Here is a 14,846-nt window from a genome sequence, read left to right on the forward strand (position 1 = left end):
ATTGCCCTGACTGTGGCAGGGAAAGCAGCGAATACCGCGCTCCGAAGGCTTCCAGGCCGGAACAGGCTCAGGAAGTTCCTTCGTGCGGTATGGGCGGATGCTGCTGCGGTATGTAATTCCGCCGCCGATCTATTTCACAACAATTTCATCGGCAAAGAACCAGGAAGTGCCGCCAGCTGAGGGATGCCATACCGGAAGGGCATAGGTTCCCTTGATGTCAAACCTTACGTAGCGTGCGGGTCCGGTATTGTTTGGAAACGACCATGAGCGGGTTACTTCTTCGTCTCTCTGGTCTCCGGTAACAGATTGATTGCCAATGGCCTTGTATGACTGGCCGTCGGTCGATACCAGGCAGGTGATGCTTGCCGGATGAAGAATCCAGCTTTTAGGATCATACAAAGTGCCGATGCTGGCTTCAGTAAATTCAGTAAGGGACCCAAGGTCAACGAGAATGCTTGCGTCGGTTCCTTCCCAGCCCAACCAGTGTACTTTAAAATCCGAAGCACCCTGTACGCCGTTTGTCAGAACCTGAAGATCTCCTCTGCTGTATTTGGCGGCCGGTAAAGGATTAGCTGAAACTTTTTTTCGGAATGCTTTGTTGTTTTCCACTTTTACATCAATGAACCGTAAGGTTGCCTGGTAGTACTGCTCAGGTGTCAGCCCGGCTTCATTCAGGGACCTTACTTTGTTCCGAAGGCAGGTTTGATAAAAGTCTTCGAGCATTTCGCGCATTTCAGGGCGGAGCAGGAAGCCTTTATCCTGTTCAATATACCAGCCGCGCGGCCCGAACATATCGTTCTTGCCGATTTCCATCAGTGCGTATTGCAGTGGAAGTTGCGCTACCTTTACATGCTGAAGAAAGGTTTCGTTCTGCGACACAGCATTTACTGCCTGCCGGAAGTATTCAAGATAGGCTGTGGTGTTCTTCTCTGACAGGAAAGATCCGGCATGCCAGACCGGTGATCCGTAAATATCAAGCCATTCACCGGTTTTCTGAATCTCATTTGTAAGATGATCAATGTACTTTCTGATCCAGGGAGCTGCCGGTCCGTAATATCCGTAAAGAAAATCATTGATGACGGAGTCGGTATTGATATAAGGATTCCATAAAAGCCTGGCAATCAGATAGCTTTTTAGTTCGGAAAATTCATGACCGATGTCGGTGTTCGATTGCTGAAAATGCTGGTAAGCATGATTTTCAGTAAAAAACTGAATATTGGGCTGCAGAACATGAAGGTTAGGGAACGGGGTTACATGGTGAGAGAAGTTTACGGTATAGTCCCATAAGTAAATATTGTTGGTGAGCTTGCCCCAATTGCGGATGTCCTGAACGAAGGAAAAACTGCTGCTGTCCTTTTCAATTGGTTTACTGCGGTTGACTTCAATAGTGCAGAGCATGATCTGTACATTGGGTGCAGGTTTTGTTTTTGCCGGAGCCTTCCGGGAATACTGATAGGCCAGCGTGGATATGGTTTTGTCAGGGAAGGCTGCCGCTACCTGGTTGACAAACCGTACAACTGGTCCCGACGGAGAACCTTCTTCCTCAATTATTTTCCTGCATTCAGGGCACTGGCAGTAGGAAAAATTGTCATTCTGGCTCACGGACCATACTTGCTTTTCAGGCTGCAACTGCATCTCCTGGCGCAGTTTTTCGATGGTCAGTCTGAGAACTTCAGGGTTGGATAAACACAGCTGGTCGTGAATCCGTTTCCCGTTTACCAGGGCAAAGTATTCCGGATGTGTTTCAAAATATTCCTGCCATGGAATCAGCCTGTTGAAGGTGTGAACGTAGTATCCTTTTGCAAACACTTCGTCAATGTTGTCAAGACGTTGCCAGTCCTGATAATCAGGATCCAGAGAAAAGGTTCCGTTGATAATACGGAGTGAATTGAACGGTTTGTCAGTGAATTGAATCGGGGGCAGCTGGATATCGGCTAATTTTGGATAATATTCGAAATCAGGGCTGAACTTTCTGCAACCAAGATATTTCTCCAGCAGGGAGACAACGCCATATATAACTCCTTTATGAGTTCCTCCGAGAATGTAGATTTTTCCTTTTTCTGAAAATATCGCAAAACCATCAGGATCCTTCACCCGGGCCAGCATTTCTTTATCCGTAAGGTTTTTCAGCCGGTTTGTATTTCCGATTGATATTTCACATCTGCCGGCTGTCGACTGATCAGCATGAACGGGCAATTCGGCGCCAGAAATTCTGAATATGGCCTGACGGAAAATTTCTGCCGCTCTTGTGTCTGCCGGCGTGGGTTGTAAAGGAATGACAATTGAGTATGGGCTTTTTCCGTTTTTTACCAGTAAAATGGGTTTTTGTTTCTGAGCTGAAACATGTCCTCCGCTGAAGAAAAGCAACAATATGCATACCGTTTTGAAAAGAAAGGAAAATACGTTAAGCCATATTTTATGATCTTTCCGTTTCATAAACAACAAAGTGTCGATTTTACAATTATTTTGCTGGTTCCAGGTTCAATAGTTCAACTTTTCTGAATTCGCAGGGGTGGCTTTCGGCCTGAAGGGAGATATAGCCTTCTTTCAGAGGTGTGCCTTCCGGAAGGGGAAATCCTTCAGGCAGCTCGCCACCAATCTGGGGTTTGGTATAGGTAAGAACCGTATCGCCGTTGACAATATGATGGATGATGCTATCGCCAAGAACAACTACTTCAACGGTAACCCACTGGTCGCCGTCAAAGGTTTTGGACGAAGATTCCGTGCAGTGTTGGGTAATTAACTGGTTGTTTATTACAATGTTTGTACCCGGTGTGCAGACGTTAGCTGTAGGACGCGGTCCTGCCCCCAGTCCGCCCAGCAACTGGCACTCGATAGAAACCGGAAAATCCTGGTTTAACAGCATGCTTTCAGGACTCTGGGAATGGAGCATAGCTCCGCTGTTCCTTAACCCCCATGATGGCCCGCCGGGAACCTGTTCTCCGGTAAACCGGTATTCCACACGCAGCTTATAGTGCGAAAAAGGGGTTTTGTAAAAAATATGACCGAATTCTCCCCGAAAGGTGTCGTATTCAGAATAGCTGACTTTCAGAATACCGTCTTCTACCCGGAATGTGTTTTTATAATTTTCACCCAGAGGATGACCTGTAATTTTAATTTTCCAGTCGTTCAAATCTTTGCCATTGAACAGGGCTATCCAGCCCTCGTTATTTTTTGCGGGCTGGGGCCTGTTGCAGAAGCTGGCCAGCATGGCAAAAAGGATCAGAAAAAGGAATGTTTTTGTTTTCATAGACAGGTTTCAGATTAATTTGTTTTATTATGCTTTTGCACTATGTTCCAATTGACTTTGAGCAAGGGCAGGTATATAAATTCTGTGATGCCAAATCTAAATGGAAATTTTGAAACCCCGAAAATTTTCCGGAAATTTGATTGGATAATTGCAATTTGGCTGGTTCTTTGCAGGTTATGGATTATACAGGAAAAATGCACTGACTATGAAAAAGAATTGGACACTCCGTAGTTCGCTGGCCCTGGTGACCGGCGGTACGCAAGGTATTGGAGAGGCAGTGGTGAGTGAACTTCTTGGCCACGGTGCCCGTGTGCTGGTTGTGGCACGAAACCGCGACGAGCTTTCAAGAAAAATTGAAGAATGGGTTAAAAAGGACCTCGAGGCAGACGGAATTGATGCCGATGTCAGCACAGCTGAAGGGAGGGAAAAAATTCTCAATGCCATCAAGAAGCGGTGGAACAGGCTTGATATTCTGGTCAATAATGTCGGCTTCAACATCCGGAAGAAAGCAATTGAATATACGGGTGAGGAGGTGCAGAAACTTTTCGATACAAACCTTTTTTCAGCTTTTTATCTGAGCAGAATGCTCTTTCCTTATCTGAAAAACTCGAACAACCCCTCTGTGGTCAATATGTCTTCGGTTGCCGGATTAACGCATCTGCGCACGGGTGCGGTTTATGCCATGACCAAGGCAGCTTTGAACCAGCTTACCCGAAATCTGGCGGTAGAATGGGCTTCTTATGGCATACGCGTAAATGCAGTGGCACCCTGGTACATTAAAACTCCCCTGGCCAATTCCGTTCTCCGTGATAAGGAGTACCTTGCCCAGGTGCTTGCCCGTACTCCGTTGGGGCGGATCGGAAAACCCGAAGAGGTCGCCTCCCTGGTCGCCTTTCTCTGCATGCCGGCTGCTTCATATATTACCGGTCAGTGTATTCCTGTGGATGGTGGGTTTTCTGTTTACGGCTTCTGATCCCTGAGAAAAAATAGTGCGCCGGTAAGCCATGCGGAATGCACAATAAGCCTCCCTGCATGTTTTTATTTTCGGCAAAAAAGTTTTGTTATTCAGATAACAAATGTAATTTTGCAGCCGAAATCCTGAGATCCTGATACGTCAGGTTCAAGGGAATCCAGGTTTATCATTATCAATCTGATCCGGAGGTATACTGATGGAAAAGAGAATTGCAAGCGTGCTTATTGTTATCCGCAATCTGAACAGCGTTCCAAAAGTTAATCAGATTCTTTCCGCGCATGGATCGGCCATTCGGGGCCGCCTTGGCCTGCCGATTCCGGAACGTGATATTTCCGTCATTTCCCTCGTGCTGGAAGCAACAACAGATGAACTGGGTTCCCTTACCGGCCAGTTGGGCAGGATTCAGGGAGTGGAAGTAAAATCTGTAATGTCTAAATTATCAGGAAATGAAAAAGAAGAGTAAATGGCTGGTGGTATGCCAGGGGATTTTTTTCTGCCTTGGAATGGTTGCTCATGCCCAGGAGGGAAGCACAATCTATGGAACCATAACCGACGAAAAAACCGGTCGCGGTGTGGCCGGAATTCATGTCTGGCTGAATGAAACAGAAGATACAGTTCCTTCGTCAGACGTAAAATATTTTGCCGTAACCTCCCTGAACGGCGAATACAGAATCAGGCAGATTCCGGCAGGTACCTACCAGTTCAGGGTTTCCGGGGTAGGATATGCCTCGGTAGCAAAAACAGTTGATGTTCCGGAGAACAAGGAGCTGAAAATTGATATGGCACTCCGGGAAAGGATTTTGTACCTGGACGGTGTGACCATAACATCCCTTCGCACGGAGCGGTTTGTTAGGCAGTCACCCTTTCCTACCGGCGTTATACGTGCTGAAGATGTATTGCGCATGCCGGCTTTGACCATGCCCGATATGATGTCGTACGAGCCGGGTGTATCGCTTGCCCGTGACGGAATATGGGCTACTACGGTCAATATAAGGGGATTAAGTGACCAGCGCATCATATCGCTCATTGACGGATGCCGGATTGAAACGGCAACTGACTTGGCCGGAGGACTTTCCATGATTGATCCTTCCGATATCGAACGGGTGGAAGTTATAAAAGGAGCAGGGTCGGCACTCTACGGTTCCGGAGCTATGGGGGGAGTGGTGAATATTATTACCAGAGATGCTTACTACAATGGCGTTCCCTATCTTTCAGGAACCGTTTCCACAGGTTATCACAATGTAAATGATTTGAAGTATGGCAGCCTCAACCTGTTTACCGGATCAAGGCAATGGAAGTTGAAATTGTCAGGCACCTGGAGGGATGCAGGAAATACTATGACTCCGTCAGGGGAACTTGCCAATAGCCAGTTTTCTGATAACAGCCTCGGAATCAGGCTGGGAATTAAAACGGGTGCCAATAAGGAATTCAGATTGGACGGGCAGCGTTTTTACGCTTCAAATGTTGGCCTGCCGGGCGGGAAAGTTTTTGGTTCAACGGCGGTGGTGAAGTACCCGAAGGAAGAGCGTGACCTGGCCAGTGCCTCCTATGCTGTTCACTATTTGTTTCCCGCCCTCAAAACCCTGTCCATAAAGTATTATGTACAGTACATACTGCGTGATACCAGGGCTGATGTGGGTGATTCCATCAGGGCAACACCTACGGGCAAACATCTTACTAACGGCATTCAGGTACAGAGCGAATGGGAATTTTCTGACCGGCACCAGCTGACAGCTGGAATGGAGGCTTGGCAGCGGATACTGAGAACCGAACGTGAAAACCGCCGTTACTTCTGGATACGAAACAGCGAAGGGGTGATTGTCGATACCAATACGGTAATCCGCGGAGAGATCCCTATCCCGGAGAGTTCTTTCCTTGACGCCGGTTTCTTTGCTCAGGACGAATTCTCCCTGATTCCCGGGAAACTGAAGCTTCTTACCGGTGGAAGAATTGATGGCATTACGGTTCGCAACAGTGAGGGGGTGGATCCTTTGTACATAATAACCAACGGGGTGCGCAATGATAATCCTGCGGGACAGAAAATCATTTTCCGTTCCCACAAGGCACAGGAATATACCTGGAGTTTGCATACAGGCCTGTTGTATACACTTACCGGTAATGCTGAGCTGGCTGTCAACCTGGCGCGGTCGTTCCGTGCACCCTCACTTGAGGAACGCTTCAAATACATCATGCTTCCGTCGGGTATGGTGAGGCTTGGAAATCCTGACCTGAAATCCGAGGAAGGCTGGTTTGCCGACGGAGGATTCCGATTCTGGGGGCAGAAATTCACCATCATAGTGAACGGTTTTGTTAACCGTCTGAATGATCTGGTTGTGGAAAAGCCGGGTTTTTTCCTCTACAGCTTTACTTCAACCCCGGAAGATGTGGATACCATTCCTGCCCTGGTTAATTCCAATGTCAGCAAGGCAGTCCTGTATGGTACCGATGGAAGTTTCACATGGAATCCCGTCGGAACATTGATTCTTTATGGAAAATATGCCTGGGTAAGAGGAAAGGATATTTCCGACAGTGCGGCAGTAAATCTGCCCCAGATAGCTCCTCTGAACGGAGAAGCCGGATTTAGGTATTTCTTCAGAAAGGCAGGAACCATTGAGATTGCTGTTCAGATGGCCGATAAACAGGACCAGGTTGCAGCCGGTGAAAAGGTTACCGGAGGATATGCCATATACAATGCAGGGTTTTCATCAGTTCCTCTTCCTGTCGGACCAATAAAAGCCGAGCTGGCCTGTGGTGTACAGAATATTTTTGACCGATCCTACCGGAATCACCTGGCAACAAACAGGGGAATAGTAAAAGACGAACCGGGCAGAAATATCTACCTGAGGCTGCTCGTGAGATTTTAAAAAAGAATGGTTTTTGGAGTGTGCACGGAAATCCTTTCTGTCCGCACTCCAAACTCTTTGACCATTAAAGCACAAGAGCCAGAATCACACATAAAAAGAACCAATAGGAACAAAACCGATAATTTCGGTACTTTTGTTGCCTATGGCAAAGGGGGATAACAGAGCCGCATTATTCATTGAAATTAAAGGCCTGGTTCAGGGAATAGGATTCAGGCCTTTTGTTTATCGGCTTGCTATGGAAAAAGGCATAACCGGCTGGGTAAAAAATTCTCTTACGGGGGTTGAAATCCATGCAGAAGGACCGTATGCCAGCGTTTATTCTTTTGTGCAGGAAATCCCTTTAAAAGCACCGGTAGCAGCCATTATTGAAAGCATTACCCCGCGGGAGGCCATTCCCAATGGTTATGCCGATTTTTCCATTCATCCAAGTACTCAGGATGTCGACCAGATTACCCTGGTCAGTCCCGACATTGCCGTATGCCCCGACTGCCTTGACGATTTGAAGCATCAACCCCACCGGTTGCACTATCCGTTTATTAATTGCACCAATTGCGGTCCCCGTTTTTCCATTATCCGCAGTCTTCCATACGACAGGGTCAATACCACCATGGATGTTTTTGCGATGTGTTCCCGCTGTGCTGCCGAATACGGGGATATCAGCAACCGCCGGTTCCATGCCCAGCCGGTAGCCTGCAATGATTGCGGTCCGACCTATCAGCTGTATGCCTCCGGGGAAATGGAAACACGGTTTGAAGCCATTCTGGAGAAAACGGTGAAACTGATTGAGGGAGGAAAGGTTGTGGCCTTGAAGGGTATCGGCGGATTTCACCTGATGTGCGATGCGCTGAACAGCAATGCTGTTGAAACGTTGCGCCGTAACAAACTGAGGGAAAAGAAACCCTTTGCCGTGATGTTCCGGGATATTGACACCCTGAGAAAATATGCCCTTGTCAATCAGGAAGAGGAAGCCCTGCTGATGTCGTGGCGTCGCCCTGTTGTCATTTTGCCGGCCATCAGGGACCTGGCTCCGGGCGTATCTTCGGGTTTCCCGACTATAGGAGCTTTGCTGCCCTATACCCCTTTCCACTTCTTGTTTTTTGAGAGGATGGCTCTTGATGCGGTTGTGCTTACCAGCGGAAATCTTTCTGACGAACCGATTGTTATTAGCAACGAAGAAGCAATCCGTCTGTTTAGTCCCTGGTGTGGCGGGGTTCTGGTTTATAACCGGGAGATCTATAACCGGAACGACGATTCGGTAACAATGGTTATCAATGGAAAGGAACGAATTATACGCCGTTCACGGGGATATGCTCCTTTGCCTGTGCAGATTATGGCTAATGTGGAAGGAATTGTGGCTGCCGGGGCCGAGCTGGTCAACTGTTTTGCCGCAGGCCGGAAGAATTATGTTTTCCTGAGCCAGCATATCGGCGACCTGAAGAACTTCGAAACCTATGCGTTTTATCGGGAAAGCCTTGACCGCTTCCTGCACCTGTTCCGTATCCGTCCCCGTCTGATTGCGGCTGATCTGCATCCTGACTACCTGAGTACACAGTATGCCCTTGAAAGCGGCCTGCCTGTTGTTCGTATCCAGCATCATCATGCCCATATAGCCTCCTGTATGGCCGAAAACAACGTGGAAGGGCCGGTAATAGGAGTGGCATTCGACGGAACCGGCCTTGGTGATGACGGCACCATCTGGGGAGGAGAATTTATGCTGTGCGATTTCACCGGATACCGGCGCATAACGCATCTGCCTCACATTGCTTTGCCCGGCGGCGATCTGGTAACCCATGAGCCGTGGAGAACTGCTCTGAGTATGGTTTTGCAGATTACAGAGGACGAAGACTATATTTTTCGTCTTCCCTTTCTCAGAAAAATTAAACCTGATGCGGTTCGTCTGGTAAAAGCCGCTTTGGAAAAAAGGATAAATGCTCCGCTTTCCTCCAGTGCCGGGCGCTGGTTTGACGGGGTGTCTGCCCTGGCCGGGATATGTACCGAGGCAGGTTTTCATGCCGAAGCCCCTATGCGCCTGGAAGCTGCCCTTGATAGGGGGAATGCGTTTGCCTACCCCTTTGCTTATGAGGGTCACCGGATTGACCTGAAGGAGGCCGTCAGTGCCATTATTACAGATTCCATGGTTCAGGGAAATGCCGGGCGCATTGCAACAGGATTTCATAATATGCTGGTCGGGCTGATTGAAAAGGTGGTTTCTGAAATCTCAGAAGAAACTGGCATACGAACGGTTGCTCTTTCAGGTGGCTCTTTTCAGAACAGGTATTTGTCGGAGCAGGTTGAAAACCGTCTCTCGCAGGCAGGTTTCAGGGTGCTGATCCACCGGAATGTTCCCTGCAATGACGGAGGGCTGGCACTGGGACAGATCATGATTGCGGCATTAAAGCCTGGTAACCAATAAATTAAGCGTCATGCACGAACTTTCCATTGCTGTCAATATTGTGAGTGAGCTGGATCAAATAGTCCGAAAGGAAAACGCGGTAAAGGTGGTTTCCTTTACCCTGAAAATAGGGACTTTATCGGGCATTGTGCCTGAAGCACTTGATTTTGCTCTTGAATCAGCCGTCAAAGAAACATTATGCGAAGGGAGCACATGGAAAATCGAAAAGGAAGAAGCCATGGGAAAGTGCAGTGTATGCTTCCATGAGTTTCCCATGGAGGAAATTTACTCTCCCTGCCCTGTCTGCGGTGCCTTTAATCCGGAAATTATTGCAGGCCAGGGACTGAAAATAGTTTCGGTCGAAATCGAAGAATAGAACAGGATATTGTTGTATTTAATACCTTTGCTGAAAAACAGACTATGTGCGAAACTTGCGGATGCGGAGAACCCGGTAAAGACGGAATAAAAATTGTCAGGCCCGAAGACCTCGAACACGAACATGCTCACGAGCAGGGCCTGCCCCATGAACATGATACAATAACCCACGTACATCCTCACACCCATGGGCACGGGCACGTTCATACCCATGAGCACAGCCATCGGGAAGATCATCATCACCACGACGTACATGAACATGAGGATCAGCATGTTCGCATTAAGGAGGTTCATGTTGAACTGGACATCATGCAGAGAAATAACCTCATGGCCGAGCGTAACAGAGGTTTTTTCGAAGCGCGCGATATTTTAGCTTTCAATCTGGTCAGCTCTCCCGGTTCCGGAAAAACAACCCTGCTCGAGAAGACCCTTGTTACCTTGAAGGACAAAGCACCGGTTTGTGTCATTGAAGGAGATCAGCAGACTGTGAACGATGCCATGCGGATCAGGGCAACCGGGGTACCGGTGGTACAAATCAATACCGGAAACGGATGCCATCTTGATGCGGATATGGTACGAAAGGCGGTAGCTGAGCTGAATCCTGCTATGCATTCGGTTTTGTTCATTGAGAATGTCGGAAACCTTGTTTGTCCTGCCTTGTTTGACCTCGGGGAGGCGCACCGTGTAGTGATTGTCAGTGTTACTGAAGGGGAGGACAAGCCCCTGAAATACCCCAATATGTTTCAGACGTCCGGTCTGTGTATTATCCACAAAACAGACCTGTTGCCTTATCTTGACTTTGATGTGGAAAAATTCCGCACCTATGCTCTCCGGGTGAACAACAAACTGGAGTTTCTGGAAGTTTCTTCACGAACCGGCGCCGGACTGGACGCCTGGATTGCATGGATTGAAAAGCACCGGAAATAAACCCGGGGAGTTTCTGAGAATATCCTTTCAATCCTCAGGGTATACGAACGATCCGAATTGCACTGTCAGTGAAACAGCCGGCTGAAATACCTTCCCAGCCGGCTGTTTTATGATTCGGGTCATGCCGGCTTTCAGGGTCAGACTGCATTCAGAGCCTGTTCAAGGTCGGCTTTGATATCATCGACATGTTCTATGCCGACAGATAAGCGCAATAAACCAGGTTCCACTCCGGCCAGGATCTGTTCTTCCAGCGAAAGTTGTTCATGGGTGGTGGAACTGGGATGGATGATCAGTGTTTTGGCATCGCCGACATTGGCAAGATGGCTGATGAGTTTCACCGATTCAACCAGCTTGTCAGCGGCTTCTTTTCCTCCTTTTACTTTGAAGGTAAGAACTCCGCCAAAACCATGCTTCAGGTATCTGCTGGCTATCTGGTGATACGGATCTTCGGGGAGGCCCGGATAATTCACGGCAACCACTTTGGGATGTTGCTGAAGCCACCGGGCTATTTCCAGGGCATTGTCGACATGCCTTTGTACGCGCAGTGACAAAGTCTCCAGTCCCTGCAGGAGCAAAAAGGCATTGAACGGACTCAAGCTGGGGCCATAATCGCGTAAACCTTCTACTCTTGCACGGATGATGAAAGCGATATTGCCAAAGGGGCTTCCAGCTCCGAAAACATCCCAGAACCGGAGGCCGTGATACCCTTCGGAAGGTTCGGTAAATTGCGGAAACCTGCCATTATTCCATGGGAAATTCCCTGCATCCACAATAACTCCGCCAATGCTGGTTCCGTGACCTCCAATCCATTTGGTAGCACTTTCAACAACAATATTGGCACCGTATTCTATAGGCCGGCACAAATAGCCGCAGGCACCAAACGTATTGTCCACGATCAGAGGAATGCCATGCTTTTGTGCAACTCTGGCAATGGCCTCAAAATCGGGAACGTTGAATCGGGGATTTCCAATGGTTTCCAGATAAATGGCTTTGGTTTTGTCGTCGACAAGCCGGTCAAATTCCTCCGGTGTATCCCCGGCCACAAATCGCACATCAATCCCGAGGCGTTTAAATTGCACCTTAAACTGATTATAGGTGCCGCCATAGAGGAAAGAAGTGGAAACAATGTTATCACCGGCCCCGGCAATGTTGGTAATGGCCAGAAACTGAGCCGCCTGTCCCGATGAGGTTGCCAGAGCGGCAGCTCCTCCCTCAAGGGCCGCTACCCGTTTCTCGAATACATCATTGGTGGGGTTCATTATTCGCGTGTAAATGTTGCCAAATTCCTTCAGCCCGAATAATCTGGCGGCATGTTCCGCATTGTCGAACAGGTAACTGGACGTCTGATAAATGGGTACAGCACGGGATTTGGTTATAGGATCAACTTCCTGCCCCGCATGTACCTGAAGTGTTTCAAAATGTAATGATGCCATATGTTTCAAATTTTTTAAGATGGGAAATTTATATCTTCTGAAAAAACATCATGTGCACGGAACCGGCATCAAGCCTCCCCGTGCATGTCCATGCACCATGCCGTATGATGATGAACGCTCAGGTTGTAAGAAGCCTGAAACAGGAAAACAAACCAATGAGAATTTTTCATATCGTAATCAATTTATATTTCCGCCTGCCTTTGCCTGCGGTCAGGATTTGGCACCTTGTCGGTATGACAGGTTGTCAGAGGGTCACAGAGCCTGTTCTCTCGCCTCTTCTTTATAAATCAATTACGGTTCAGGGGACTACGTAATTGAATGAGCAAATAAAGATATTTTTGTCTTAATTTCCAAACTTTTTTTCTACCAGTTAAACTGAAAACCTGGCCCGAGCAGGAAGAAGAACTGCTGGTCTTTCATCATATATCCTGCTCCGAAATGAAGCGGGATCTGAATCTTGGCAGTGGACTTGGTCGGGTAAATGCTTCCGAGCACTACAAAGCCGACATCGCGTTTGGCGGTTTCGCTGAAGTTGAAAGCATTCATTGCAATAAATCCTGCGCCGATACGGAAGGGTTTCAGTTTGGCCACCTTGTCGGGTTCATAGAAGCTGAACTGTGCCAGCACAGCCATGCTGATACCGTAGAGTCCGCCATATTTGAGCTTGTGGTCAAGAACTCGGCCGGCCGTATCCTTGATAGCTTCCCTCTTAACTGTAATCAGACCTCCGGGAAAAGAAACATCGAGGTCAAATTTGTATCGTTTCTGAAGGACCAGGTCAATGCGCTTGCTGATTTCGTTGTCGTTCTTGTTCTGGATGTTCATTTCAATACGTGCCCAGTCGTCCAGTTCGTATGTTTTCTTCGAAAGATAGCTGTTGAGTGAAATGTCTTTTTTAACGCAGTCCTTTGTGCCATAAAACGGATACCTCGGAGAGTTCTCCCCGGGGCATACAACAATGTTGTCGATGGTTTTCATATCCACCAGTTGTCCTTTGATGTTGGTTACTCTGACGTCAATTTTCAGGTACTGCTTGCCGTACAACTGGTCTTCATCAATCCGTCTTGGTACGAAACTGAAAACTACGTCTCTCACACCTTCAGGGTAGATGATCGGACTTTTCAGGGTAGCAACATTTCTGTCAATGTCTCCGTAATTGACAAACATGTAATCGAGCTGACGGGGAATCTGATACTCTTTCACCGTAAGTGCTATCCCTGTATTTTCGTTTTGGTTGAAAAGAGAAATTCTTCTCTTTTCAATCGTAACGGGAATTTTGATTTTCATGAGTGCCAGGTTCTCATTCCTGATCAGAGTGTCGGAGGTCAGATCCATCACATCCTCGAACACAAACCGGGCTTTATGAAGGCCTTCCCCTTCGATTTTGATGTTGACGGTTTCTCCCGGATAAACCCCCAGATCCTGCGTCCAGTCGCCCCCTTCGTGCATCACGCTTACCCGGGTGACCGTCGTCCTGGGGGTAATGTTCAGATTGGTAATGAACCGTGGTTCATCGCCATCCTTTATATAAAGGTATCCTTCGGTAATCCGGTGATAGTTGTAGGGGCGCAGGATACACAATACCCGGTTATTGGCCAGGCTGTTGCGGGTAAAAATTTCCGCCACAAGCCGTCCTCCGGGTTTTTCCTGATCTTCCACCCTGTAGGTTTTGTTCATTACCAGGGTTCTGTTGTCGTCCATCTGAATTTCAACTCCTTCGCTCCGGTTCTTTTCATCCAGGGTAATTTCTTTCTTGTCAATGCTGAGAAAAGCTAGGCGGCTGGCCTTTACATTGAATTTGTATTCAACCGGAGGCAGGTCATAGATAATCCGCTTGTTTTCGTCAACAAAAGGCCTTATGGTCTGAAGTCGGATGCGGACCGTCCGCTGTCCCGGCAGCCTGGGCAGCAGATGAACCCGCAAAGTGCCCTGTGATTCTGAAATGCGATAGTCAATGTCTTCTCCCGTGGTCCATTGGCCCGTAATCCGGATATTGCGCGGATTGCCGGTAACCAGTTCCAGTACCTTTTCCTCGCCTATAAAAAGCTCGTCACTTTCAGGATAAATGTGAGCCGATGTCAATGTGTAGGGAAGTATGTGAAGTGTATAGTAGGATTCTGTTGTATCACCGGCACTTTGAATACCAAAGGTGAACTGCTGAAGCTGGCTCTGGGTAAGGTTGCGCATCTGAAGGCGGCACCGGTAATAGCTGTTGTTTACATATAACAAACTGTCAATCAGATTGTAATCGGCCGATCCAACCAGCCGGATACTCCGTATTTTCTGAACCTGGTGAGGATATAAAAGCAGTTCGCAAACTTCATCATCCCGCTGGTACCTGAATGGGAGATAATCCAGGTTCCCGATCCGTACCAGATTGCCTGCTGAAGAAAAATTTGTGGTATCAACCCTTACAACAATTTCTTTGAAAAAGCTGAATATAGCGTTTTCCTGAGCGGAAAGACCAGGCGAATTAAATGCAAGAATCAGTCCGGCAATCCAATAGGCAAATCGTCTCATATACCATTTAATTGAAGAATGGCAAAAGTACAAAAAGACCCTTGTGTTTTCAAAAACATCTATCATTCTGATATAACAACGAAAAGTATATCGAAATATGTTGTAAAATATC

The 14,846-nt window shown here is 47.7% G+C and carries 10 protein-coding genes and 1 riboswitch; of the genes, 6 read left to right on the top strand and 4 right to left on the bottom strand.

The genetic code is table 11. From position 1 onward, the window contains the following. Window positions 1-129: 129 nt before the first annotated feature. Together GX419_12300 and GX419_12305 are read right to left on the bottom strand one after the other, a co-directional pair. A complete protein-coding gene (locus GX419_12300) occupies window positions 130-2,436 on the bottom strand; it encodes a DUF4838 domain-containing protein (protein NLI25475.1) in 2,307 nt (768 codons plus the stop codon). Window positions 2,437-2,461: 25 nt separating this feature from the next. Further along, window positions 2,462-3,211: a DUF1080 domain-containing protein gene (locus GX419_12305; GenBank protein ID NLI25476.1), complete on the bottom strand. Its 750-nt coding sequence runs from the start codon at window positions 3,209-3,211 to the stop codon at window positions 2,462-2,464. A gap of 244 nt (window positions 3,212-3,455) precedes the next feature. Here GX419_12305 and GX419_12310 point away from each other — a divergent pair, with 244 nt between their 5' ends. The 6 genes from GX419_12310 (at window position 3,456) to hypB (ending at window position 10,781) form a co-directional block, all read left to right on the top strand. Beyond that, entirely contained in the window at window positions 3,456-4,223 is a 768-nt protein-coding gene (locus tag GX419_12310; protein NLI25477.1) for an SDR family oxidoreductase, read from the top strand. Window positions 4,224-4,419: 196 nt separating this feature from the next. Next, entirely contained in the window at window positions 4,420-4,686 is a 267-nt protein-coding gene (locus tag GX419_12315) for a CopG family transcriptional regulator (GenBank protein NLI25478.1), read from the top strand. Continuing rightward, window positions 4,670-7,087: a TonB-dependent receptor gene (locus GX419_12320; GenBank protein NLI25479.1), complete on the top strand. Its 2,418-nt coding sequence runs from the start codon at window positions 4,670-4,672 to the stop codon at window positions 7,085-7,087. The genes GX419_12315 and GX419_12320 overlap by 17 nt, the downstream gene beginning before the upstream one ends. A gap of 142 nt (window positions 7,088-7,229) precedes the next feature. Next, window positions 7,230-9,500: a carbamoyltransferase HypF gene (gene hypF, locus GX419_12325; protein NLI25480.1), complete on the top strand. Its 2,271-nt coding sequence runs from the start codon at window positions 7,230-7,232 to the stop codon at window positions 9,498-9,500. Window positions 9,501-9,510: 10 nt separating this feature from the next. After that, window positions 9,511-9,855: a hydrogenase maturation nickel metallochaperone HypA gene (locus GX419_12330; GenBank protein NLI25481.1), complete on the top strand. Its 345-nt coding sequence runs from the start codon at window positions 9,511-9,513 to the stop codon at window positions 9,853-9,855. Window positions 9,856-9,899: 44 nt separating this feature from the next. Continuing rightward, complete coding sequence (gene hypB / locus GX419_12335) at window positions 9,900-10,781, top strand: hydrogenase nickel incorporation protein HypB (protein ID NLI25482.1); 882 nt, start codon at window positions 9,900-9,902, stop codon at window positions 10,779-10,781. Between the two features lie 137 nt (window positions 10,782-10,918). Here the strand turns inward: hypB and GX419_12340 are convergent, their stop codons facing one another. Together GX419_12340 and GX419_12345 are read right to left on the bottom strand one after the other, a co-directional pair. Next, window positions 10,919-12,214 (bottom strand): O-acetylhomoserine aminocarboxypropyltransferase/cysteine synthase, encoded by a 1,296-nt coding sequence (locus GX419_12340; protein NLI25483.1) that lies wholly within the window; start codon window positions 12,212-12,214, stop codon window positions 10,919-10,921. 179 nt (window positions 12,215-12,393) lie between these two features. Beyond that, window positions 12,394-12,503, bottom strand: a riboswitch (SAM riboswitch). Between the two features lie 74 nt (window positions 12,504-12,577). Then, complete coding sequence (locus tag GX419_12345; GenBank protein ID NLI25484.1) at window positions 12,578-14,734, bottom strand: hypothetical protein; 2,157 nt, start codon at window positions 14,732-14,734, stop codon at window positions 12,578-12,580. Window positions 14,735-14,846: the final 112 nt, after the last annotated feature.

It is taken from the genome of Bacteroidales bacterium (assembly GCA_012517825.1).
In the GTDB taxonomy this organism is placed as follows: Bacteria; Bacteroidota; Bacteroidia; order Bacteroidales; family JAAYUG01; genus JAAYUG01.